Annotated in this window: 16 protein-coding genes; 10 read left to right on the top strand and 6 right to left on the bottom strand. The window is 33.4% G+C overall.

What is annotated here, in order from left to right; genetic code table 11:
- Window position 1 precedes the first annotated feature (1 nt).
- Window positions 2–3,181, bottom strand: coding sequence for a SusC/RagA family TonB-linked outer membrane protein (locus ABI549_RS06245; protein ID WP_348075598.1), 3,180 nt, complete (start codon window positions 3,179–3,181; stop codon window positions 2–4).
- A 199-nt stretch (window positions 3,182–3,380) separates the two neighbouring features.
- Here ABI549_RS06245 and ABI549_RS06240 point away from each other — a divergent pair, with 199 nt between their 5' ends.
- A complete protein-coding gene (locus tag ABI549_RS06240; protein WP_348075597.1) occupies window positions 3,381–4,040 on the top strand; it encodes a ribonuclease HII in 660 nt (219 codons plus the stop codon).
- Here ABI549_RS06240 and lipB read toward each other — a convergent pair.
- A complete protein-coding gene (gene lipB / locus ABI549_RS06235; RefSeq protein ID WP_348075596.1) occupies window positions 4,029–4,739 on the bottom strand; it encodes a lipoyl(octanoyl) transferase LipB in 711 nt (236 codons plus the stop codon). The genes ABI549_RS06240 and lipB overlap by 12 nt on opposite strands.
- Before the next feature lie 390 nt (window positions 4,740–5,129).
- On the opposite strand from lipB, the gene lysS reads away from it, so the two are divergent.
- Window positions 5,130–6,821, top strand: a complete 1,692-nt coding sequence (gene lysS / locus ABI549_RS06230; RefSeq protein WP_348075595.1) for a lysine--tRNA ligase — start codon at window positions 5,130–5,132, stop codon at window positions 6,819–6,821.
- A gap of 57 nt (window positions 6,822–6,878) precedes the next feature.
- Here lysS and ABI549_RS06225 read toward each other — a convergent pair whose 3' ends face one another.
- Complete coding sequence (locus ABI549_RS06225; protein WP_348075594.1) at window positions 6,879–8,693, bottom strand: hypothetical protein; 1,815 nt, start codon at window positions 8,691–8,693, stop codon at window positions 6,879–6,881.
- Window positions 8,694–8,873: 180 nt separating this feature from the next.
- Between ABI549_RS06225 and ABI549_RS06220 the strand changes: the two genes are divergently transcribed.
- The 3 genes from ABI549_RS06220 to ABI549_RS06210 all read left to right on the top strand — a co-directional run bounded on the left by ABI549_RS06220 (window position 8,874) and on the right by ABI549_RS06210 (window position 10,781).
- Window positions 8,874–9,332: a hypothetical protein gene (locus ABI549_RS06220; protein WP_348075593.1), complete on the top strand. Its 459-nt coding sequence runs from the start codon at window positions 8,874–8,876 to the stop codon at window positions 9,330–9,332.
- A gap of 64 nt (window positions 9,333–9,396) precedes the next feature.
- A complete protein-coding gene (locus ABI549_RS06215) occupies window positions 9,397–9,738 on the top strand; it encodes a hypothetical protein (RefSeq protein WP_348075592.1) in 342 nt (113 codons plus the stop codon).
- Window positions 9,739–9,833: 95 nt separating this feature from the next.
- The gene (locus ABI549_RS06210; protein ID WP_348075591.1) at window positions 9,834–10,781 is read left to right on the top strand and encodes a GSCFA domain-containing protein; all 948 of its coding nucleotides are present in this window, start codon (window positions 9,834–9,836) and stop codon (window positions 10,779–10,781) included.
- A gap of 65 nt (window positions 10,782–10,846) precedes the next feature.
- On the opposite strand, the gene ABI549_RS06205 is transcribed toward ABI549_RS06210, so the two are convergent.
- A complete protein-coding gene (locus tag ABI549_RS06205; RefSeq protein ID WP_348075590.1) occupies window positions 10,847–12,715 on the bottom strand; it encodes a T9SS sorting signal type C domain-containing protein in 1,869 nt (622 codons plus the stop codon).
- A gap of 192 nt (window positions 12,716–12,907) precedes the next feature.
- Here ABI549_RS06205 and ABI549_RS06200 point away from each other — a divergent pair, with 192 nt between their 5' ends.
- Both ABI549_RS06200 and ABI549_RS06195 read left to right on the top strand, forming a co-directional pair.
- Window positions 12,908–17,881 (top strand): GEVED domain-containing protein, encoded by a 4,974-nt coding sequence (locus ABI549_RS06200; protein ID WP_348075589.1) that lies wholly within the window; start codon window positions 12,908–12,910, stop codon window positions 17,879–17,881.
- A gap of 174 nt (window positions 17,882–18,055) precedes the next feature.
- Window positions 18,056–21,442, top strand: coding sequence for a T9SS sorting signal type C domain-containing protein (locus tag ABI549_RS06195; protein ID WP_348075588.1), 3,387 nt, complete (start codon window positions 18,056–18,058; stop codon window positions 21,440–21,442).
- A gap of 1 nt (window position 21,443) precedes the next feature.
- Here the strand turns inward: ABI549_RS06195 and ABI549_RS06190 are convergent, their stop codons facing one another.
- The gene (locus tag ABI549_RS06190; RefSeq protein ID WP_348075587.1) at window positions 21,444–21,770 is read right to left on the bottom strand and encodes a hypothetical protein; all 327 of its coding nucleotides are present in this window, start codon (window positions 21,768–21,770) and stop codon (window positions 21,444–21,446) included.
- A gap of 26 nt (window positions 21,771–21,796) precedes the next feature.
- On the opposite strand from ABI549_RS06190, the gene ABI549_RS06185 reads away from it, so the two are divergent.
- The 3 genes from ABI549_RS06185 (at window position 21,797) to ABI549_RS06175 (ending at window position 24,609) form a co-directional block, all read left to right on the top strand.
- A complete protein-coding gene (locus ABI549_RS06185) occupies window positions 21,797–21,982 on the top strand; it encodes a DUF5522 domain-containing protein (protein WP_348075586.1) in 186 nt (61 codons plus the stop codon).
- A gap of 31 nt (window positions 21,983–22,013) precedes the next feature.
- Complete coding sequence (locus tag ABI549_RS06180; RefSeq protein WP_348075585.1) at window positions 22,014–23,996, top strand: urocanate hydratase; 1,983 nt, start codon at window positions 22,014–22,016, stop codon at window positions 23,994–23,996.
- 79 nt (window positions 23,997–24,075) lie between these two features.
- Window positions 24,076–24,609 carry a DUF4136 domain-containing protein gene (locus ABI549_RS06175; protein ID WP_348075584.1) on the top strand — a complete coding sequence of 178 codons (534 nt, stop codon included), beginning with the start codon at window positions 24,076–24,078 and terminating at the stop codon, window positions 24,607–24,609.
- Window positions 24,610–24,745: 136 nt separating this feature from the next.
- On the opposite strand, the gene ABI549_RS06170 is transcribed toward ABI549_RS06175, so the two are convergent.
- Window positions 24,746–25,636 (bottom strand): T9SS type A sorting domain-containing protein (locus tag ABI549_RS06170; RefSeq protein ID WP_348075583.1); only part of this gene is annotated, 891 nt, incomplete at its 5' end.

Genomic DNA, 25,636 nt, shown 5'->3' with positions numbered 1-25,636 from the left:
TTTAAAAAGTTAGATTAATACTAAAACCGTATGTTTTAGTAGAAGGATATTGTCCAGTTTGAATATACCCAAGACCATTATTACTTGTATTTAATGCAGTAGCTCTAAGTGAACCATTTGTATTAGATGCAGAATATAAGTTAGAAGCTTCTGGATCAGCATATCCTTTGTTACCTTTAGCAAGTTGAATAAATGGATTTCTCGCATTTACACCAAATCTTAAAGAAGAAAGATGCAATTTATCTGTAATTTTAGAAGGTAATCCATAACTTAATGCAATCTCACGAATTTTTAAAGCTGTACCATCAATTAAATTGAATTCTCCAACTCTAGAAACAGCACCATAATAATCAATTACACCTGTACCAGCAGCATAACCAACAGCAGAAGTTACTAAAGGAACTGTATTTCCATCGTTTGCAGTATATACTCCTGAACCTGGCGCTGTTTCTACAGAAGAGTTAGGATAAACAAATCCTAAATCACGATCAAACTCTGCAGAATCTGATAAGTGACCAGACCAAGTTAAGTTATATTTAGTTTCAGACAAGAAAGATGCTCCAGCTCTATAATCACCAGAAACAGCTAATCTCAATCCTTTCCAGTCAAAGCTATTAGAAAAGTTTACAATGTAATCAGGTGTAGCTTTACCTAAATTAGAAAGATTAGAATTAATTACAGGAACTCCATTAGCCCCTATAACAACTCTTCCTTGATCATCTCTAAGAAAAGTAGTCCCTTTTATCATTGGAAATTCTTCTCCAACAACAGCATAACTACCACCTACTATATTACTAACAGTTCCTCCATTAAATAACAAAAGCTCTGTTGCACCACCTCCTAAAAACTTAACAACTGTCTTATTCGCACTATAACCTACTCTACCACTCCATGTAAAACTTTCTGTTTTGATAGGAGTAAAACCTAAATCAATTTCGAAACCTTTATTATCCATCTCACCAATATTTTGCTTTTGAGTTTGTAAAGCAGAAGAAGAAGAAGAACCAATTCTAGTAATCAAATCTCTTACATTAGATTTATAATAAGAACCATCAAGAGTTAATCTATTATTAAAAAATCCTAAACTAATACCTGCTTCTAAAGTATTTACTCTTTCAGGAGTAATTAAGGCATCAGTTGGGTTAAGATTTGGGTTATATGACGACAAGCTACCATAAGGAAATCCTGCAGATAACAAGGCTACCTCACTCAATTCGTAAGTATTTATTGGAGACGCATTACCAACTACAGAGTAGTTCCCAAATAATTTAGTGTAATTTAAAATTTTATTATCTTTTAGACTAGCAAAAGCCTTAGTAGGAACAAAAGACAAACCACCAGAATAATAAAGAGGAATAGCCCCATTTGTAACATTCTTAGAAACTAAAACCGATGAGAAATCTTTACGCACAGTTCCATTCAAAAACAGATAATCTCTGAAACCTAAATCCATATTACCAAAAAATGAGTATTTTCTAGTTCTAACTTCATTATTAGTTAATTGTCTTGGTTGTGCAGGACTTAATACATTTTGAATATGATACCATCCATCAATCTCTAAATCAGTACCACCTTGAGAAATTGTTCTAGACAATCTATCAGTCAAATTGTTACCAAGATTTAACTTAAATGATAAGTCTTTAGTTAAATCATAATTAAAATTTAACACTAAATCACCATAATAATTTCTACTATTAGTAGCAGTATTATAATATGAAGATTGTTGAGACACATCACCTCCACCAGGATTACTTACATCATCAAATTGATTAGAATATTGTTGCTGATTAGAACCAGTAGTTTGAATGTTAGCCAAATAACTAACATCAAAGTGACTATTGAATTTATATCCAAGATTTGCACTACCATTAAAAAATTCACTACCTCTATCTAATCTATCATTTTTTCTTACCCAAAATGGATTAGCATAGTACGCATTCCAACCTTGTCCAGGACCAGAATTAGCAAATAATCCAACCGGAATATTTGATGCAGCTTGCAATAATTGTAAAAGATCATTTTCAGAATCTGATTGGCTAGTTTTTGTAGAAATGTAATTTACATTTCCATCAAAATTCCATTTACCAACTTTTTTTCCTCCTTTAAAAATAAATGAATTTCTTTTCAAACCATCACCATCAACAATAAAATCAGTAGATTGTCTATTAGCAGACAACAAAGCATAACCTTCAGAACCGCTAAAATTTAAAGTAACTCCTGTTTGATAAGTCGTACCTGTTTGGTAAAAATCTTTAATATTATCTTTAACAGCGCTGTAAGGCAACTGAAGACTATTCCCGTCTGCTTGAACTAAACCTGTTGCACGAACAACACCATCTAAAGGTTCTCCCCAAGCACCATTTTCATAGAAGAAATGAGTTCCATCCCATCCTTGACCATATTTTTGTTGTCTTTCTGGTAAAAAAGAAATATTTTCAAAATCTACAGAAGAATTAACGGAAATCGCTAATTTACTTTCACCTTTTGAACCTTTTTTAGTAGTCACGATAATTACACCATTAGAACCTAACTCACCATACAATGCAGATCCTCCAGGCCCTTTAATAACGTTAACACTCTCTATCGTCTCAGGAGGCAGCAATTGCAACACTGAAGCACTAGATATTGAATTATCTATAACTACTAAAGCCTCATTATTCCCAGAAATAGAACGAGAACCTCTTAATTGAATTCTTGTAGCACCATTTACACCACTTGATGTATTGTTAATTTGCAATCCAGACACTTTACCTGCAAGAGACCTAACAACATTAGGATTCGCTGCTTGAGTAATCTCAGCCGCTTTTACTTGTTGCTGAGATGAAGTAATAGATTGTTGAGTTTTCTTGATACCTACTCCAGTAACAACAACAGCTTCCAATACCTGCATATTGTCTTGCATTTTAACATTAATACTAGCTGAAGCATCAACTGTTCTTAAAATATCATTCATTCCCATAAATGAAAAAACAAGAACTTCTCCTTGACTTGCTTTGATAGAATACGATCCATCAAAACCTGTAGAAACACCACGTTGGGTTCCTTTTATTACAACATTCACACCTGGCATCGGACCACTTGCATCAGTTACAATACCTTTTACAGTTTTCTCTTGTGCAAAGGAAAGCTGCATAGTTAACGCTACTAATAGCGTAAAAATCCATTTGAACTTTGATCTCATATTATTTTTATTTGAGTTAGTTATTCCGCAAACTTCTTAATAATTTCTTAAATAACCAAATAATACTTCGGAATATTACAATTTTATTTAAGTTAAAAAAAATGCCTGAATATAATTAGAATGATAATCACTCGCTTATTAGATAAGTAATAATGCAAAAGGTTGCGTTAAAAATTATATTTTTGTCAAAATCAAGTTTATGTTAAGTCCTTTTTTTTTAACACAATATTTAGAAGCTGGCACTGATGAAGCCGGAAGAGGCTGTCTGGCTGGTCCAGTGACAGCTGCAGCAATAATATTACCAGAAAATTTTGAATTGAAAATTTTAAACGACTCTAAACAATTGTCTGAAAAGGTCAGAGAAGAATTAAAACCTATCATCGAAGAATTAGCAATTTCGTTCACAGTTATACACCTCGAACCGATAATTATTGACGAAATAAATATTCTCAATGCTTCGCTAAAGGCAATGCAAGAGTGTATTTTGCGATTAAATCCTAGCCCTTTACACATTATAGTTGATGGAAATCGTCCTTTATTATCTAAAAATAGCTTTAAAAAATCTTCTGGTAAAATATTTACAGATAAAGAAATGGAAATCCTAGAATCCATACCAAGCCATAGCATTGTAAAAGGAGATGCTAAATTTATGAGTATTGCCGCTGCATCAGTTTTAGCAAAAACATATCGAGATGAATACATGAATAAGATTCATGAAGAATTCCCAATGTATAATTGGAAACAAAACAAAGGCTATCCTACAAAAGAACATCGTGAAGCCATAAGAAAATATGGCGCAACAAAATACCACCGAATGAGTTTTAGATTATTACCAGAGCAACTAATTTTAGATTTCTGATTTTTCAAAAGTTGATTCAAAAAGATTTGAAAAATGTTTTTGAATTTTTCCTTTTACTTCTTCTTCACTTACTTTTTCGATACCTAGTTCTACATTTAGTGATGTTACAGCTTTTCCTTTTATACCACAAGGGATAATATTATCAAAATAACCCAAATCGGCATTTACGTTAAGTGCAAATCCGTGCATGGTAACCCAACGAGAAGCTCGAACTCCTAAAGCACATATTTTTCTTGCAAATGGAGTTCCGACTCCAAGCCAAACTCCAGTTTCACCTTCGCTTCTTGTACCAATTATATTGTACTCTGCCAAAGTAAGAATTATAGCTTCTTCTAAGAATCGTAAATATTTATGAATATCAGTAAAAAAATTCTCTAAATCTAGAATCGGATAACCAACAATTTGTCCTGGTCCATGATAGGTAATATCACCACCTCGGTTTATTTTGTAAAAGGTTGCTCCTTTTGCCTCCAATTGTTTTTCTGATAAGAGCAAATTAGAAAAATCGCCACTTTTCCCTAAAGTGTACACATGCGGATGCTCTACAAAAAGAAAAAAATTTGGGGTTTCGTCTTGACGTTCTTCTCTCCTATTTCGGATTTTGATGTCAAGAACTTCTTGAAATAGTTTCTCTTGATAATCCCAAGTTTCCTTGTAATCTTTATGGCCTAAATCTTGAAGTTGTATGGTTTTATTCATTTTTTTTAGAAGGTTCTGAAATTTTAATAAACAAAGGTACGAAGTTTTGATGAATCTTATTGCAAGCTCAAGCATAGAAATATGGTACGCGGATTGTCGCGGATTGTCGCGGATTGTCGCGGATTTTTAAATTTATGAATGTTGAATAACGAATTTTTAATTTTGAACTGTAATGCCGATAATAGCCCAGATTACTTCACTATACATCTGTTTCAATATGAGTTCAGTGAATGTTATTTGCAACGGAAATCCTTTTGCCTCGTTTTTTGGAACGAGAGAAAAGATTGCAGTGTAAAGCTGGAAATAGCCCCTAAAAAAACTTTGAAACTTTACGACTTTGAAACTTTGCAACTAATCTATATCTTTGCAATCTTAAATAAAAATTTACTCATGCAACTTTCCGAACAAGAAATCATTAGAAGAGAAAAACTTAACGCTTTACGCCAATTAAGAATTAACCCTTACCCCGCAGATTTATTTCCTGTAAATCATACTTCGAAACAGGTTAAGGAAAATTTTGAAGAAGGTAAAAAGGTAACTCTTGCTGGACGATTGATGAGTGTAAGAGATCAAGGAAAAGCTTCTTTTGCTGAGTTACAAGATAGCGAAGGTAGAATTCAATTGTATTTGAACCGTGACATGCTTTGCCTTGGTGAAGACAAAACAATGTACAATCAGGTTTTTAAAAAACTAACAGACTTAGGAGATTTTATAGGTATTGAAGGGGAATTATTCACAACAAAAGTTGGTGCGCAATGTGTGAGAGTTGACAATTATACTTTTTTAAGTAAAACCTTACGCCCATTACCGTTACCAAAAACTGATGAAGACGGAAATATTCATGATGCGTTTAACGATCCTGAATTACGATATAGAATGCGTTATGTAGATCTTGTGGTCAATCCGCAAGTGAAAGAAGTCTTTGTAAAAAGAACGAAGTTGTTTACTGCTATGCGAAACTTTTTTAACGAAAGTGGCTATATGGAAGTAGAAACTCCAGTTTTGCAATCTATTGCTGGTGGTGCAGCAGCGCGTCCGTTTATCACGCATCACAACAGTTTAGACATGCCTTTGTATATGCGAATTGCTAACGAATTGTACCTGAAAAGATTAATCGTAGGTGGTTTTGATGGGGTTTATGAATTTTCTAAAAATTTCCGTAACGAAGGAATGGATAGAACGCACAATCCTGAATTCACTGCTATGGAAATTTATGTAGCCTACAAAGACTACAATTGGATGATGGAATTTGCCGAAAATTTATTAGACCACTGTGCCACTGCTGTAAATGGAAGTAGCGAAGTGACTTTTGGGGAACACAAAATAAATTTCAAAGCGCCGTATGCTCGAGTAACCATGACTCAAGCAATTATCGATTTTACTGGTTTTGATATTTCCGGAAAAAGCGAAGCAGAACTTTTTAGCGCTGCAAAAGGTATGGGAATCGATGTTGATGAAACGATGGGTAAAGGAAAACTAATTGATGAAATTTTCGGAGCAAAATGCGAAGCAAATTATATCCAACCCACATTTATTACTGATTATCCGAAAGAAATGTCTCCGTTATGCAAATCGCACCGTGACAATCCAGAACTTACTGAGCGTTTCGAACTGATGGTTTGCGGTAAAGAAATTGCCAATGCGTATTCTGAATTAAATGACCCGATAGACCAACGGGAACGTTTCGAACACCAAATGAAACTTTCAGAAAAAGGTGATGATGAAGCAAATGGTGTGATTGATGAAGATTTTCTTCGTGCATTAGAATACGGAATGCCACCAACATCAGGGATGGGAATTGGAATGGACAGATTAATCATGTTCTTAACCAATAATGCTTCGATACAAGAGGTATTATTCTTCCCTCAAATGCGACCTGAGAAAAAACAAGTAGAATTGACCGAAGATGAAAAATGGATTGTTGAACTTTTGAAAGTTGAAAACAACCAATCTTTAGGACAACTAAAAGAAAAATCAACTTTGAGTGGCAAAAAATGGGACGCTGCGATGAAAGGTTTAGCAAAACATGGTTTGACCAAAGTTGTAGTTGATGGCGAAAATAAAACAGTTGTTTTAAATTAATATAAAACTATTTAAGGAAAGCAGGGAAACTCGAAATGAAGTTTCCCTGCTTTTTGTTTAGACTAATTGCAATGATGGTATTTCGAGTTTATCCAATTCTGATTTATAAAACTGTAATTGGTTTTCAATACTATCCTTTACATTTTGAAAAAATGATGTTGATGAAAACAATCTTTCATAATATCCAATTCCTTCCATTAGATTATTTTTAAATGAATTCCATTTTTTAATCTGCCCTGAAGTAATTTCTTCAGAGATGGAGGTTATTTCGTTGTTCAAATAATCAATATACATTTTCAATTCCTTGATAAACATATTGGGACGATTTTCAATTCTCAATACCGAAGCGTTTCCATAAATGTGTTGCATCATTTTAGAAAGCGAAACTTCTTGATCAAAATACGCCATATTAGGGCCTGGACAAATAACAACGCCTTGTGATTGTCCTTTAATTTTCATGTCATTTTCTAAATAAGAAGCATTAGCTAAACCTACACAAAGACAGGCTTTTTCAGTAATTCTGTTTTTCATTTTTTCGACAGCTTCAACAGAAAAATTAGTGCTGTTTTTTTTTAATTCCTCTAATTTTAAATCTTGGTATTTTTTAGAAGCCGTACAAATTCCTTTTTCTCCATATTCTTTACTTAAGGCTAAAAATTTTTTGGGGCAAGAGCTTCCGGCCTTACTTTCTTGAATTCGTTTTTGCTTTAACATCTCGTTAGTTGTTCCTCTTAAAGTGTTAAAAGGCACTCCAAGTGGAGAAATATGACTTAAATACAAGTCATCTTCTTTAGCATTTGCTAATAACTCACGCGTTTCCTTATCTACAGACGTTGCTTCAGGAACCAATAAAAAGGGAGAACCCCAGCCTACTGAATCAACGTTGTAATTATCTAATAAAAAACTATGTTCTTCAGCAGTTCCTACTCCACCTTGAACAGTTATCTTTAGCTCTAAATGTTTTTCAGGAATATGCATCTCTTTTTGCCCTAAAGCCTTAACCATTAACTCGTGAGCAGATTGTATTAATTGGTCTTTTTTCTGTTTAAATTCTTCTAAAATAGGACCTAAAAGAAAACCATCGGTAGCAAAGGCATGCCCACCACAATTTAGTCCAGACTCTATACGATATTCCGACACCCAAAGTCCTTTTTTAGCTAGAAAATTTCCTTGTATCATGGCAGACCTAAAATCGCTTACTTTTAGAATAATTTTCTTTTTTAGTGTATCATTAAAATCAGGAAAAAAATCTTTGAAAGTCTCAAAATAACTATACAATCTTGGATTCATTCCTGCAGAAAGCACTACCGAAGAATTTAAATCACTATTTGCAAATCCTCTAAGAGAAGCATGAGCATCATTAAAAATGGCAGGCAATTGTTCATCTTTAATAAAATTATCTTTATCTACTTTTGTCATGATATTCACATCGACATCTCCAGGCGACAGGTTTTCTTCAAGATATTTTTTGATGTTTTCTTTAAAAGCAAGTCCATCATTCATCAAATCTTGCAATCCTTTTTTAATTTCAGATTTATTAGGTAATGTAGCAATATAACTTTCTAGTGCCTGTCTGCTTTCGGCTAATTCTGTTTTAAAATTATTAAATTTTTCTTTTACAATTTTATCTACTAAATTTAGATAAGCTGTAATTCTTTCGGCTCTATAATCGTGAATTTTTTGAGTAATTTCTTGATAAGGAAGATTAAATTTTTCGCTATAAAAAGCATTCATTCTTTCTATTAAATCATCATCGATAATTGAAATAACTGAAGAAATTCCATATTTTGCTACTCGAATTGGACTATCTATTGTATAAGCGAGTCCCATTACAGGTATGTGAAATGTATGTAGTGATTTTGTTGTTTTCATTAAAAAAACTGTTTTATATGATTTACAAATATTATAAATCATATTGATTAAAAAACTGATAAATATCATATCAGCTATACTAAAAGAAACTCGATTTTATGCGTATAAATGAGTTTTCTCGTTTACATTAAACCTTTTGAATTATTTATTGTCTTAATGATATAACTTAAAAAAGATATCATGAAAAAATTAATTTTTACCCTAGCATTAATTACTAGCCTTTCATTTACAGGAATTGCACAAGAAAAAGAATCAGGAAATAGAGAAGCAACTGAAAAGTTATCACCTGAGCAAAGAAATACTTTGCAGCTAAAAGAGATGACACTAAATTTAGATTTAACAGCTTCTCAACAAAAAGAAATAGCACCTATTATTGCTGAACAAACCGCAAAAATGGAAGCTAGAAGAAGCGAAATGAAAGCCCAAAAAGAGACCAAGAAACCACTAACAGCGAATGAAAAATTTGAAATGAAAAATAAAGCACTAAACTCTCAAATTGAGATGAAAGCCAAAATGAAAAAGATTTTAAACGCCGAACAAATGGAAAAATGGGAAACTAACAAAGGTAAAAGAAAAGCTCATACACACAAAACGAGAAAAGAATATAAAAACAAAAGAAAACCTGAAGTTACTAAATAATTTTTGTAAGTTTAAAAAAAATGTTTAGATTTGAACTTTACAACTTAATCTATTACATCAAATTATGAAAAAAGCACTATCAATATTCGTTTTGTTTTTCGCATTCTCATTATCAGCAAATGCTCAAGCTGAAAAAATGACAACCCAAAAAGAATTGTCGATTGAAGAAAAAGCAAAACAAAATGTAGAGTCTTTAACTGCTGTTATGGATCTTACTAACCCTATGTCTGAAAGTTTAAATCAACTTTTTTATAGAAAATATAAAATGTTAAGCAAAGAAAATATTACAGTTGCTGAGAAACAAGGAATTTCTAATGAAATTGATGCTAAGTTAAGAGCTACATTGAATGACGAATTAATTCAAAAACTTATCGCTAAAGGTTTATACAAAAATTTAATAAACTAATTTTAGCTTAAAAAAATATAAAAATCCCTAACGCAAAGTTTGGGATTTTTTTGTTTAAGACTTATTCATTAACTAGTTTTGTCGAAAATTTAACGATGCAATTTAGAACTCAAATACCAATTTCTAAAAGCAATTACCCAATAGATTACAATTCTAGAATTATCTCTTTAGGCTCTTGTTTTGCAGAAAACATTACAGATAAATTAAATTATTTTAAGTTTCAAAATGATGCAAATCCTTTTGGAATTATTTTTAATTCAGCTTCTTTAGAAAAAATTATTACAAGGATTGTTCAAAAGGATATTTTTACTGAAAAAGATATTTTTTTTCATAATGAGCGTTGGAATTGTTACGAAGTACATTCTGATTTAAGCAATTCAAACAAAATTGAGTTTCTCCAAAATCTTAATACAGTTCTTAAAAGAACGAATCAACAAATTACACAATCAACACATATAATAATTACATTAGGAACTGCTTGGGTTTACAAAAACATAGAAAACGAACAAATTGTTGCAAATTGCTATAAAGTCTCGCAAAAGCAATTTATAAAAGAATTACTATCTATTAAAGCTATTCAAGAAAATTTAGAAAGTATTATTTCTTTAATTTCTTCAATCAATAAAGCCACAAAGTTTATTTTTACGATTTCTCCTGTTCGCCACATAAAAGATGGCTTTGTAGAAAATACATTAAGCAAGGCACATTTAATTAATGCACTGCATTCATTTATTAGAAATAATCCAACAACTAGCTATTTTCCAAGTTATGAAATATTAATGGACGAATTGCGTGATTACCGATTTTATAATCCAGATATGTTACATCCAAATCAGACAGCTATAGATTACATTTGGGAGCATTTTCTTGAGAGTTATATGGACAGGGAAGAATTTCCTGTAATGCAACAAGTTTCTGAAATTCAAAAAGCATTGAATCATAAACCTTTTAATATTGAATCACAAAATCATCAGCAATTCTTATCGAAGCTTCAAGACAAAATAATGATTTTAGAACAAAGGTTTCCACAGATAAAATTTTAAAGTTTTAATAAAAAAAGCAACCCTTAAGGAAGGATTGCTTTTTTTATTAAACCTTTATTATGATGTTATTTTTTATTAAATATTGAAACTTTCTTTGCAATTATTTGATTTTTTTCGGTAGTTAGTTTTACAATATACACTCCTTCACTTAAACCCGAAGTACTATACTCGAAAGTAAGATTTGAACCTAAATTAGTCTTAGATAAAATTAGTTTTCCAGAAATATCATATAAAACAAAATTATTTAAAGCTATTGCTTTTGGGTTTTTGATAGTCAAAAATCCACCTTCATTATTTTGAAAAACAGTAAAATTATCCGCAATAGAATTATCATTTGTACTAAGTGCATTTTCTTTAAACGTAACTTCAAACCTGTCTCTAACATCTCCTGCAGGAAGCGTCATATCAAACTCTCCAGTTTTAATGTTGTAATAAACATCTGTTTGTTTGTCATGTATATATACTTGCTGATTAGGATCGAAACCATATAATAACTCACCAACTTTTATTTTAAAATTTGATTGATCAGTAGATTTCAATCCAATAGGATATTTTTTATCAATATCAAATTTAGTTAAAGACATTGCGAACTCAAAAGGCTCGTTATCTAATATAAAATAAAAACTTGCGGGAGCTCCATCTGAAGTAGCTCTAGCATCTCCACTATAGTCAAATCCATCAGTATATTGATCTCCAAAACCTAAAGCAGCATGAATTATACCTGTCTCGTTAATTTTAGCATTAATTCTTATCTGTGGTGCATAGGCTTTTTTTACTTGCGTATAATCGATTCCTGCAAGGTTAGGTATTTCTGGGAAAAATTCTGAATTTGGATCATACACTGAATTAGAAGAATTAGAGACTTTTCCTGAAGTTTTTGCAAACTCAGAAAGGTTTACTGCCCCTTCTTTTATATAATTTCTAAAAACATTTTTCATACTAACACTTCCATTAGCAGTTCCCATAACCATAAATCCTTGACCAATTGGCGGATATCTTCTTTGATAAACAGCCCCATTTACAGTTGTATCTACATTGTATGACCCATCACTATTGTAAGACCATATATCCGCTGGCACATATCCGCCGCCTACAGTATATTTCCCATAACCTCCTTGATAAGAAGCTATTAAGTGTGAATTTACAACAGCTTGCTCCCAATAGTAAGCGGTACCATTTATAAGCGCTGCATTTCCTGCATCATTTAGAAAAAGATTAATATCTATAGTACTTGGATAAGGATTTCCTATTAATGTAAACGTTCCGTTTGTAACAGAAGTATTTATTGTTCCGTCATTTGGCTTACCTCTAAAATCATAACGCTGACTACTTCCAGGATTGTTTGCCCCAGATCCTGTAAATGGAGTAAATGTATCTGAACCGCTAGTTCCTTTCATCGTAAATCCTTCACCTGCAGCGAGTGTTGACGCCGCTGCAATCTGAAACCATTGCGAATATAAAGTTGATGACCTAAATGTCCAAATCCAATAAGGAGCTATACTAAGTGATCCGTTTCCAGACACACCATTGTAATTACCTATAGGTAATATTGACGCAGAAGTATATGACCTTGTGTCTAAATTTATACTAGGAATACCCAATTGTGTAATTCCAAAAGAAGAATTACCCACAGTAGCATCAGAGGCTCCAACTGGAGAACACCAATAATTATATTGATAATTATTTACAGTACCTTCCTGATATACCGACAAAGCACCTAAACCAACATTAGCACCATTTACCGTAGTAGTTTTTTGTAACAATTGCGAATTGTTACGCAAATAAATATTACTTGTAGCTGCATTAAGATTTACATCTTGAGTTACAAAAATATATTGATCGTTTACAAAAACATAAGAATTAGGACTTACATACATTTGTGCTTGAGCAGTAATACCTAATAAAAGTAGGATTAATAAATAATTGATTTTCATAATTTAAAAATTAAAGTTTAGCAATTTTAATTTAGGGTCATAACAAATATAAAGAATTAGAATAGACTTTCAATACTTTACAAATAAAATCGACAAAATACTTTAAAATCCGATAATGTGAATAAAATAAAACTATTTGTTTGGTAATCACGTATATAATTTCTAAGTTTACATTATCTATATATATACTTTATGAAAAATAACTACTTCATCCATGTAATGGGTGGTCTTTTTATTTTAAAAAAACCACCCTTTTTCTCAAATAATTCAGAGAAAAAAAATAAATCAAAAATCTTTACCGGCTTATTTTTTTTATTTGCAACACTTTTTAGTTTTAATGTTGCAAATTCGCAAACTTTTACTGACAATACTCCAGGCACACGTAATTTTACAGTTCCATGCGATGTAACATCTATTACAATACGAGCATGGGGCGCTGGTGGCGCTGGTGGCGCAGCAGACAACACTCCAAATGGAGGGTCTGGTGGTGGTGGTGGCGGTTATTCTACTTATACCGCGACTGTAGTGCCTGGTCAAATCATTGCTTATACAGTTGGCACTGGAGGCACCGGAAGTGCTAATAATGGAGGTAATGGTACAGCTACTACAATTTTAGCAATAACTGCTAATGGCGGTAATGGTGGTGGACAAAATCAAGGAGCTATTGGAACGGGAGGAACTGCTACTGGTGGTGCAATTAACGGCGGAACCGATACTCCTGGTGGTAATGGATCTCTTGGTACAATTTTATTAGGAGCAGCTGGAGGGACCTGTAACGCATTAGCTGGAGGAACTTCAAGAAATACGACAGGTAATGGTAATGGAGCAACCAATTCTGGAAGCGGTGGTGGCGGAGCATTAAGAATTTCAGGTGGTAGTGGAAGAAACGGAGGTAATGGAAGTAATGGTCAAATTACAATTACATACACGATAATTTCACCATATTGCTTGCCTACTTTCACAAATGCTATAGAGCCAATTACTAATGTTACTTTTGCAGGGATTAATAATACTACGTCTGCAACTGTTGGAGGTACACCAAGTTTAGAGGTTTTTTGCTCATCTTCTGCAACAGTAGTTCAAGGCTCATCTTATAATGAGATTAGTATAAAAGGAAATACCGATGGCGCTTTTGAAGATTTTTTCAAAGCCTATATCGATTGGGATCAAAATGGTGTTTTTGGTAATAATCCAAATGAAATATACAGTTTAGGATCTATACTTAATTCAACTGGCGTTGATGCAATTACGTTAATAAGTAGTATATCCGTGCCTTCTGGAGCATTACTTGGTAATACAAAAATGAGAGTAATGAAACGATATGGAGGTTATCCTAATGATCCATGTCAAACAGGTGCGGGTTACGGTCAAGCAGAAGACTACATAGTAAATGTTATTGCTCAAACACCTTGCATAACACCTACTACACAACCAACCGCACTTATATTAACTCCTGTAGGACAAAGTATAGGTGGTACATTTACCCATGCAGCTCCTAGACCAAATCAATACTTAGTAGTTATAAGCACATCAAACATTGCACCAACACCAGCTAATGGAACTACATATAGTATTGGTGATAGTGTTGCTGCTGGATATACAGTAGTAGATATTGATGCAAATAATAATTTTAATGCTGGAGCATTAAATCTTAATACAACTTATTATTTTTATATTTTTTCTTTTAATTCTGCTTGTACTGGAGGTCCTTTATATCGAAACGTTCTACCACTTACTGGTAATGCAACAACTCCAGCTGTTCCAACAGGCTATTGCACACCTGCAACAACATCAGTAGCAACTGACAGATTATATGTAACAAACGTAGATTTTGTAGGAACAATGTTAGATCAAAGCACAGTAAGCACAACAGACACTCCTGCTGATGGTTATCAAGACTGGACAGCAAGACCAAAATGTATCCAAGCTCAAGGTGGTGCCATTAACATGAAATTATCATCTAATGCAGTTCGTGGTTTTTGGAAAGTTTGGGTAGATTGGAATAAAGATGGTGATTTTTTAGATGCAGGTGAAGAAGTTTACAATCCTGGAGGATTTCTATTTTCTTCAACAACATTTGGTTTTATAATACCTAGCTATGCTCCTGTAGGTGATTACAGAATTAGAGTAAGAGTACAAAATACATACAGAAATTCCAACGGAGCAGAAACATTAGTTGATTTTAATTCATGTAATAGTTTTGATCCAATTACTATTAGCGGAATTAACTATAGAACTTATGGTGAAGCCGAAGATTATTTATTTACAGTAATTCCTAAATGTGATAATATAATTACCAGCATTACCAATCCAGCGATTTGTGGTGCTGTATCAGGAACAGTTACTGCAACAATTTCCGCAACAAGCACAGCAGGAACTATCAATTGGTATGATGCATTAACAGGCGGGACATTATTAGGCAATACTGCTTCTGGAGCAAACTGGACAACACCATCAATATCAGCAAGCACTACTTATTATGCAACCGCATTAGGCTCATGTGAATCTCTTATAAGAACTCCTGTTTTTGTAGAGGTAAAACCAGTTCCTGCACTAATAATCGCCACGCCTAACGTTACAGTTTGTGGAGAGAATTCTATTATTCGGCTAGATGCTACAGGAGATGATGAAGTGGCTTATTTAATTAATGAGAATTTCGAAACCGGAACACTTGGTGTTTTTACAAATATAAATAGCGATGCAACAAGCGCAGCTGATAAAGCAAAAACCGCATGGAAAAACAAAACAAGTATTTTTGTTCCATCTGGAGCAAGATGGTTTCCAGCTATCACCTCAGGTTTTGGCACAAATAAATTTGCCTTAACTTCTTTTGATGATTTTTCTGGATCATTCCCGACCGTCCCTATGGAAAACTCATTAACACTAGCAAGTAATGCAAACTCTACTGGCTTTACAAACCTAACCCTAAGTTTTAGAATATTTTATTCTAGATATTATGCAGATGGAATAAATCCAACTATAGAGAACTGTAATGTAGAAGTTTCAACAAATGGTGGTGGTGCTTGGACTACTTTGCCTGCGGGTACATTCACAGCAGATCAAGGTTATGGATCAAGCTTTATTACAGCTACCTTTCCTATGACTGGTTATATAAATAATACCATGCTAAAAATTAGAATAAGAGCGCTTGGAGATGGTACTGCAAGTGGTTTAGCAGGTGATGGTGTAGCAATAGACGATGTAAAATTATTTGGAGACAGACCACTAACCCCTTTCTTTGCTCTTGGTGGTGGTGTAGATGGCTTTTATGATGCTACAGCTACCACAACTCCATATGATGGGCAACCAGCCAATACAATATATATTAGACCAACTCTAACACAATTAGAGCAACCTGCTTTTGTAATTAATGTAAGTTCTAACTTAAATAATGGTTGTGTTACAAGCGGAACAATAAATGTTACTAACAACACAAAAATATGGAAAGGTACAACTAGCGGTGATTGGAATACTGCAAGTAACTGGGCTCCTGCAATTATACCCACTATAGCAAACTGTGTAGTTATACCAACAGCGCTACCTAACCCTACAACATTAAGTACTGGAGCGGCAGGTAATGGTAAAAATCTAACCATAAAAAATGGTGGAATTCTTGAAATACAATCAGGAAATGCATTGACTATAAAAGAAATAGTTGATGTAAATGCTGGAGGAACATTCAATATAAAAAATAACTCAAGTTTAGTACAAATAGATAATGTTACAAACTTAGGAGATATAAATATGGAGCGTATTGCAAATCTACGTTTTAACGATTATTCTTATTGGTCATCTCCTGTTGGAAATCTAATCGCTGGAACATTTCCAGTAACAAACATATCCCCATTAACCCCTACAAATTACATATTCAATTGGCTAACTACAGGAGTTAATGCTAATGGTGGTCAAGGAAATTGGGATAATGTTAATGAGAATATGATTCCAACAAAAGGTTATATTGTTCGTGGACCAAACGGATTTAATAATACTGCTACCACTCCATTAACAGCGAACTTTATTGGAGTACCTAACAACGGAACCTTCTCTGCTAGTATTTTTAGAGGAACCGATTTTACAACCATTGGAACTCAAGGTATTCCAAGAACTGCTACAGATGACAACTGGAATCTTTTAGGAAATCCTTATCCATCTTCACTTGGGGTGAATGAGTTTTTAACTGCAAATCCAAGTATACAAGGTTTTGTAAAAATATGGACTCATGGAACATTACCTAGTCTTATAGCTTCAGATCCTTTTTACCAAGATTATGTTTACAACTATACCGCTGGGGATTATTTAACAATTAACGCAACTGGAGCCACAAGTGGTCCTGGAAATTATAAAATTGGAGCTGGTCAATCATTTATGGTATTAATGAATGCTGGCGTGCCTGGATCAGGCTCTGTTACTTTCAATAACACAATGAGAAGCGCAACGTTCGCTAATAATCAATTTTATAAAAATGGATCCTCAAACAATTCAACAACAGTTTTGGAGACAAATAGAATTTGGTTAGATTTAGTTTCATCAACAGGAACAGTTTCTAGAACACTTGTAGGATATTTAGATGGAGCAACTCAAGCAAATGACCGTTTGTATGACACTTTCACTGATAATAAAAACGCACAAAATTTCTACTCATTAATTAACAATGAGCCAATGCTTATACAAGGCAGATCATTACCCTTTGACAATAATGATCTTGTTCCTTTAGGAATAAAAGTTCCTACAAACGGAACCTATAACATTGCTATTGCAACTGTAGATGGAGTATTTACTAATGGATCTCAGACAATTTATTTAGAAGATAAATTATTAAACATAACCCATAACCTAGCAGCTTCTCAGTATCAGTTTACAGCAGATCAAGGAACCGTAAATGATCGTTTCGTTCTTAGATATACAAATAACACATTATCAAACAGTGATTTCGATTATTCTAATGAGGTTAAAATTTATGCTAACAGTAGTATTAATATTTCTTCCATAAATAAATCAATAAAAGAAGTTATTATTTGTGATGTTTCAGGCAAAGTATTAGTTGATAAAAAAGAAATTAATAAAAAAGAAATTTCTTTAAGTGAATTAGGACCAACAACTAATGTTCTTATTGTAAAAGTTATTTTAGAAAACAATAATGTTGTTATCAAAAAAGTGATTTACTAAAATTCTATTATGTGAAAACCTAAAAAAATAAATATTTTTAAATCTGATAAAAACAGAATTAAAATAACACAATTACACCAATATTAATATATTTTTTTGATAATTATTCAGTAAAAATTTGTTTATGTTATTATTTTTTATATTTTTCGCAAACCAAAAACACAATCTAACTTTATGAAACACAATTATTTTCAAAAAAGACATAATTTTATTTTACTACTAGTTCTTAGTTTATTTACGACAAGTAATAATAATCTTATTGCACAGTGTGCAACGACACCGCCTGCAGATGTGACTATAAACTGTGGTACATCAACTACATTAAGCGCAACAACAACTGCCGTTTCTTATTCTGTAGTAACCTCAGCATGTACTCCTGTAGCAATTACAGGTACAAATGCTTTTCCTACAGCTTGCGATGATTGTGTAACAGGTCAGATTCCTATTGGATTTCCATTTAATTTTTATGGAAATACATATACAACTGCGGTAATACAATCTAACGGTATTTTAGGATTTGGTCCTACTTTTTCTTTTACTGGTTATAGCGCTTTTGCAATACCAGCACTGGGAAATCCAAATAACTATATTGCTGGTTTTTTTGCTGACATAGACATTCGTTATGGCGGGGCTATATCCTACCAAACTGTGGGTACTGCGCCAAACAGAAAATTTGTTGTAAGTTATAGTAATGTTGTACCATACAATTCCGGATCAGCAGCAGGAACAGGAACAGCTTCTTTTCAGATTGTTCTTAACGAAACAGGATCATTTCAGGTAATAGTTTCTCAATTATCAGCAAACTGGAATGCATCAACCTCTGGAGCGTTAGCAACTTCCGGAGCAGAAAATGATATAGGAACATTAGCTTTTCCCGTTCCAGGTAGAAACTCTACCGACTGGCCAGGCATTACTCCTGCCAATCAAGATTGTACTGTTTTCAATCCTCAGCCTTGTATTTTTCAGAGATGGCAACAGGGAGCAACTGTGCTTACTACAAATCCAAATTTAACAGTATCTCCAACATCAACATCAACATACACTGCTTACTGGAATTGTGGAGCAAGTCCGTGCAGTGGCAATACTATTGTAAATGTGACTGTACCAAGTTATAGCTTTAATACAAGTACAGACAATACAAACTGTTCTTCATCAAATGGTTCTATATCATTTAATACTACAAATTTAAGCGGAAGTTACAATCTTAGCTATAATATAAACGGAAGTCCAACTTCTCAAACAGTAACATCGGGAGGAGGAGCAAATATAGCTCAAGGTTCCATTTTTAATTCAGGCACACTTGCAGCTGGAGATACCACTTGGATCAGAAATTCAGGAGGAACAACATGTGGTGCAACTGCTGGAACTGACGAATATTATGATGTATTTCCATTTACAGTTTCAACTAGCGGATCATACACACTTAATATGTGTACTCCAGGAACAAATTTTGATGCTCATGCATCATTATATCAAAATGCATTTAACGGAGGTACACCTTGCGCGACCCCAGCAAATTTTATAATTGCTGATGATGATTCAAATACAGGTGGAAACTGTGAAGATGATTCTAGTTTAACCGCTACATTATCAACAGGCGTAACTTATTACCTAGTATCTACAAGTTTTAGCACTGGAGCTGTTGGAAATTACGAATGGACGTTTACAGGTCCTGCAGCTGCTACTTTAATAACTGGCACACCAAAAATAACACTAAGTAATTTAGCCGCTGGAACTTATTCTAACTTTCAATTAAACACTGTTAGTTGTGGAATTTTAACCATTCCTGGACCGTTTACAATTTTAGACACAAGTGCTAAAACTTGGTCTGGTACTACAAATACAAATTGGAGTGTAGCTAGTAACTGGTCTGGAGGAGTAATTCCTAATAGTTCAGATTGTGTCGTTATACCAAATGTAACTAACGACCCTATAGTTTCCGGAGTAGGTTACGAGGCTTTAGCAGGAACACTAACTGTTCTAAACGGGGGTAACTTAACAATAACTTCTAACAATTTTATTACTGTAACTAATGCAGTAACTGTAAACGCAGGAGGCGTATTTACATTAAATGATAATTCATCATTACTACAAACAAACAATGTTGTTAACAGTGGAGATATTATATATTTAAGAAATGCAAACAACATTAGAGGCGCTGATTTTGTATATTGGTCCTCACCAGTTGCAAATCAGAATATTAATGGAATATATACTGTTCCTGTTCAAGGTCCAAAATATTCATGGAACACAACTGGAATAAATGCAAGAAGCGGACTTGGTAGATGGGATGTTTTTTCAGGAACCATGACTACAGCAAAAGGATATATTCTTAGAGGATCTAGTAATTCTGGAATGGCAGCTACCACAATAAATGGTAACTTTACAGGAGTTCCAAACAATGGTAACATAACAATTGCTGCTACTCGTGGTAATATGACTACAGCAACTGTACCCTCAACATATTCGACTGCTGGGCTTAATATCATGGATGATAACTGGAATTTACTTGGAAATCCATACCCATCAGCAATTAATGGTTTACAATTTTTATCTACAAATAGCGCAAATTTACTTGGAACATTGAGACTTTGGAGACATCTAAATACTCCAGCGTTAATTGCAAGTCCTTTTTACCAAAATTTTCAATACAATTATAATTCAGGTGATTATTTAACAATTAACTTTACAGGACCAACTGTTCCCGGCGCAACAGATATTGTTAAATCTGGCCAAGCATTTATGGTACAACGTATAGAAGGGACTCAGGATCTAGTAGGTGCTAACATTGTGTTTAACAATGCCATGAGAAGAAATGCAGGCGCTCTGATGGCTAATGACAATTTCTATAAAACAAGCTCTAGTAATCAATCTCCTATCACAAACAATACTGAAAAAAGTAGAATATGGTTAGACATTGTAGATGATACAACAAACTCTTCAGAAACAACTCTTTTAGGATACATTGAAGGAGCAACAAATAATTTTGACAGTAAATTTGATGCTACAATTGGAATCACTACTTCCATAGGCATATATACTTTTACAGACAATAAAGAATGTATAATTCAAGGTAAATCAACGCCCTTCAATAAAGAAGACATTGTTCCTATAGGCATCAACATCCAATCAAATGGTGGTTATCATATTGCTATAAAAGCAGTTGATGGGGTATTTGCAAATGGCACGCAAATCGTATATCTAGAAGATAAATTACTAAATATTATTCACAATCTAAATGTAGCTCCTTATAGCTTTACATCAACCGCTGGACTTATAAATGATCGATTTGTACTCCGATATAATACAACATCAATAAACAATTCTAACGAAACTAATGATGTCAGTGTTTTTTTAAACAATCATATTAATGTAAATTCTTCAGCAATAGCCATTAAAGATATTATTGTTTATGATGTTTTAGGCAAAACACTTTTAGATAAGAAAAATATCAACAAAAATGAAATAACATTAAACGAATTAAAACCAACAACTAATGTTCTTATCGTAAAAGTGATTTTAGAAAATAATAAAATAGTAATGAAAAAAGTAATTTACTAAACTAGAAATATTTTAAAAACTTCCAAAAAGACCTTGATTTTAAATAGTCAAGGTCTTTTTCATTAGCGTAAGCTTCTCTTTCAAAAATAATATTCTTATAAGCCTTATTCTTATCCTTATATTTAATCATTTTTATTAAAAAATCTGAAAAATACCAAATATAAAAAGGCAAAATAAGCAACTCCAATTGCTGACGAATGTGTATTTTTTCGTGGTTTATTAAAACCTTATCCGTTTTATCAAAACCATTTCTAATAATTATAAACGGGTAAAAAGTAAATCCTCGGTATTTTTTTGAAATTAAATATTTAGAAACAATTAGAAACATACTATAAAGTTTATAAATTTGTAATTATGAACTCACAAAGTAAAGAAAATAAATTAATTGAAGGAGAAGATTTTTATTACACACCCGAAGGCTACAAATGTTTTACAGAGAAACACCACTTAAAACGAGGACATTGTTGTAAAAGTGGCTGTCGCCATTGCCCCTATGGTTTCGATAAAAAAACAAATGCAATAAAACGATTAAACAAATAACCGAATACACAAACAAACAAACAAACAAACAATGACTTTCCAAGAACAAATACAACAAGGAATTCCAACTACACTTCCAAATCCTAAACCATACGAACTAGCTATAAATCACGCACCAAAAAGAAAAGAAATTCTTTCGGCCGATGAAAAAAAATTAGCGCTTCGCAATGCACTTCGTTATTTTGACGCAAAACATCACGCAACATTAATCCAAGAATTTGCTCAAGAATTAGAAACTTACGGACGCATTTATATGTATCGTTTTCGTCCTGATTACGAAATGAAAGCAAGACCAATTTCTGAGTATCCAGGAAAATGCGAACAAGCAAGAGCCATTATGCTCATGATTCAGAATAATCTCGATTATGCTGTGGCACAACATCCTCATGAATTAATTACTTATGGAGGTAATGGCGCTGTTTTCTCAAACTGGGCGCAATACCTACTCACGATGCAATACTTGTCTGAAATGACAGACGAACAAACACTAGCCATGTATTCTGGTCACCCAATGGGATTATTTCCATCGCATAAAGAAGCACCAAGAGTCGTTGTTACAAACGGAATGGTTATTCCCAATTACTCTAAACCTGATGATTGGGAAAAAATGAACGCGTTAGGTGTTTCTCAATACGGACAAATGACGGCTGGAAGTTACATGTATATTGGCCCACAAGGAATTGTGCATGGAACTACAATTACGGTTTTAAATGGTTTTAGAAAAATCAAAAAATCACCAACTGGAGGTTTATTCGTAACTTCCGGATTAGGCGGAATGTCTGGAGCACAACCCAAAGCAGGAAATATTGCAGGTTGCATTACCGTTTGTGCCGAAGTAAATGCAAAAATTACGCATATTCGCCACAGTCAAGGTTGGATAAATGAAGTTTTTGATAATATAGACAAATTAGTTGCCAGAGTTACTTTGGCGAAAGCCAATAAAGAAGTCGTTTCTCTTGCTTATTTAGGGAACGTAGTAGATGTTTGGGAACGATTTGACCAAGAAAACATACATATCGATTTGGGTTCGGATCAAACCTCATTACACAATCCTTGGGCTGGAGGTTATTATCCAGTTGGCATTTCATTTGAAGAAGCCAACGAAATGATGGCTAATAATCCTGAATTATTTAAAGAAAAAATACAAGAAACATTACGCAGACATACTACAGCAATAAACAAACATACCGCAAAAGGAACTTATTTCTTCGATTACGGAAATGCTTTTTTATTGGAAGCTTCTCGTGCTGGCGCAGATATTATGGCAGAAAATCATATTGATTTCCGTTATCCTAGTTATGTACAAGATATTATGGGACCTATGTGTTTCGATTACGGTTTTGGCCCTTTTCGTTGGGTGTGTGCTTCAGGAAAACCAGAAGATTTAGCAAAAACCGATGCTATTGCTTGTTCCGTTTTAGAAGAAATGATGCAAAACTCACCGGTTGAAATTCAGCAACAAATGCAAGATAACATCACTTGGATAAAAGGTGCACAGGAAAACAAATTAGTTGTTGGCTCACAAGCACGAATCCTTTATGCTGATGCCGAAGGTAGAATAAAAATTGCCGAAGCCTTTAACAAAGCGATTGCAAAAGGAGAAATTGGAACGGTAGTTTTAGGGCGTGATCATCATGATGTTTCAGGAACTGACTCTCCGTATAGAGAAACTTCAAATATATATGACGGTTCTCGTTTTACTGCCGATATGGCCATACAAAACGTAATTGGTGACAGCTTCAGAGGTGCTACATGGGTTTCTATTCACAATGGCGGTGGCGTTGGCTGGGGCGAAGTAATAAATGGAGGTTTTGGTATGGTTCTTGATGGTTCTAAAGAGGCTTCTAAACGATTAGAATCGATGCTTTTTTGGGATGTAAACAACGGAATATCAAGAAGAAGCTGGGCAAGAAACGACAATGCTATTTTTGCAATAAAAAGAGCCATGGAGACGCAACCTTTATTAAAAATTACCATCCCTAATATAGTGGAAGATGGATTATTAGATTTTTAGAAATTTGGATTGTTAGAAAAATCCTAAATATCTAAGAAGTTTAATGATCTAAGAAGTCTAATAATCTAACAATCTAATTATGAAAACAATTAAATTTTTATCGATATTAATGGTATTCTTACTCGCTTCTTGTAGTGCCGTAAGAGTTAACTCAGATTATGACAAAAACACAGATTTTTCGGCATATAAAACCTATGCTTTTCACAAAACTGGGATTGACAAAGTAGAAATTTCCGATTTAGATAAAAAACGCATTCTTCGTTCTATTGATGAAGAGATGACTGCTAAAGGTTTTACAAAAAGTGAAACGCCAGATTTGCTAATTAATATTACAACCAAAGCAGAGAAAAACATTAATGTAAATCAGTTTCAATCAAATTATGGTTACGGTTGGGGATTTGGGTGGAGTCCTTATTTTGGAGCAAATTATAGCGTCAATACAAATACTGAAGGAACACTAACTATCGATTTGATAGATGCTAAGAAAAAAGAGTTAATTTGGCAAGGTGAAGGCGTTGGATATCTAACAAAAAATACAGACAAAAAAGACGAAAATATAAAATGTTTCGTGACTAGCATATTAGCCCAATATCCGCCAGTTTTACATAAGTAAAATTTGAGATGAGATTTGTTTACACCAAATTTTATTAGTTTTTACCAACCATTTTTTAGTAATATTCATTAAAAAGTCGATTGCAATGGTGCAATCGACTTTTTAATTTAAAACTAGTCACTGATAATACCCAATTTTAATTTTTAATCATTTTGATGGTTTTACTACCGTTTTCAGTAGTTAATTTTACAAAATACATTCCTGCTGGATGGCTTGATAAATCAACTACATTTTCACCCAGATTTATTTTTTGATTTCCAATTTGTTTTCCAATTACATTAAAAATTTCGACTGTAGCTTCTTTTTCTGAAGAAATTACAAATTGTTCTGTAAATGGGTTTGGAAATACTGATAGTTGTAAACTAAAGTCAAAGTTTGCACTAGCTAATGTTGCGTCATAAGGACTTGTCATTATATCATTACCCATCATATTGGCACCAACGCCGACAAACAAATTATTTCCATAGCATACACCAAACATAAATGTCATATTTAATTGTGCAGGTACAGTACGACCAGTCCAATTAATACCATCTGGACTAGTAACTACAACATTTGTTGTTGATCCCCCGCCTCTGCTAATGGCAACAAACAAACTATTGCCATAAGTTACTGATGACCAATTATTCGCTGCAGAAAATTGAGGAGTCCAAGTAATTCCGTCAGGACTTGTAACTACACAATAATTAGATGTAGTATCAAAACAAACCGCAACAAACAACCCGTTTCCATAGGTAATTGATTTCCAGCTTTTTACCGGTAGGTTAGTAGGGTCTGTTATCCAAGCAATACCATCAGTGCTACTAATAACGCTACCACTCGAAATAGCTACAAATTTATTATTTCCGTACACTATAGATTCCCAAGCCCCATCTGGCAAACCACTTGAACTTGTCCAAGTAATCCCATCGAGACTAGTCATTATTCTATCTCCAGTTCCAGAGCCAGTATTACTAACCGCTACAAACTTTCCGTTTCCATAGGTTACAGAAGTCCAATAATTGTTTGCTGCAGAGGTTCTACTTGT

This window comes from Flavobacterium sp. (genome assembly GCF_039932285.1).
GTDB lineage: Bacteria > Bacteroidota > Bacteroidia > Flavobacteriales > Flavobacteriaceae > Flavobacterium.
The sequence above is the reverse complement of the archived record's forward strand: the minus strand, read 5'-3'. Positions and strand labels throughout refer to the sequence as shown.

Bases quoted from the DNA above. Each gene is read 5' to 3' on its own strand.
- ABI549_RS06245 (WP_348075598.1), bottom strand. From the start codon at position 3,181: ATGAGATCAAAGTTCAAATGGATTTTTACGCTATTAGTAGCGTTAACT.
- ABI549_RS06240 (WP_348075597.1), top strand. From the start codon at position 3,381: ATGTTAAGTCCTTTTTTTTTAACACAATATTTAGAAGCTGGCACTGAT.
- lipB (WP_348075596.1), bottom strand. From the start codon at position 4,739: ATGAATAAAACCATACAACTTCAAGATTTAGGCCATAAAGATTACAAG.
- lysS (WP_348075595.1), top strand. From the start codon at position 5,130: ATGCAACTTTCCGAACAAGAAATCATTAGAAGAGAAAAACTTAACGCT.
- ABI549_RS06225 (WP_348075594.1), bottom strand. From the start codon at position 8,693: ATGAAAACAACAAAATCACTACATACATTTCACATACCTGTAATGGGA.
- ABI549_RS06220 (WP_348075593.1), top strand. From the start codon at position 8,874: ATGAAAAAATTAATTTTTACCCTAGCATTAATTACTAGCCTTTCATTT.
- ABI549_RS06215 (WP_348075592.1), top strand. From the start codon at position 9,397: ATGAAAAAAGCACTATCAATATTCGTTTTGTTTTTCGCATTCTCATTA.
- ABI549_RS06210 (WP_348075591.1), top strand. From the start codon at position 9,834: ATGCAATTTAGAACTCAAATACCAATTTCTAAAAGCAATTACCCAATA.
- ABI549_RS06205 (WP_348075590.1), bottom strand. From the start codon at position 12,715: ATGAAAATCAATTATTTATTAATCCTACTTTTATTAGGTATTACTGCT.
- ABI549_RS06200 (WP_348075589.1), top strand. From the start codon at position 12,908: ATGAAAAATAACTACTTCATCCATGTAATGGGTGGTCTTTTTATTTTA.
- ABI549_RS06195 (WP_348075588.1), top strand. From the start codon at position 18,056: ATGAAACACAATTATTTTCAAAAAAGACATAATTTTATTTTACTACTA.
- ABI549_RS06190 (WP_348075587.1), bottom strand. From the start codon at position 21,770: ATGTTTCTAATTGTTTCTAAATATTTAATTTCAAAAAAATACCGAGGA.
- ABI549_RS06185 (WP_348075586.1), top strand. From the start codon at position 21,797: ATGAACTCACAAAGTAAAGAAAATAAATTAATTGAAGGAGAAGATTTT.
- ABI549_RS06180 (WP_348075585.1), top strand. From the start codon at position 22,014: ATGACTTTCCAAGAACAAATACAACAAGGAATTCCAACTACACTTCCA.
- ABI549_RS06175 (WP_348075584.1), top strand. From the start codon at position 24,076: ATGAAAACAATTAAATTTTTATCGATATTAATGGTATTCTTACTCGCT.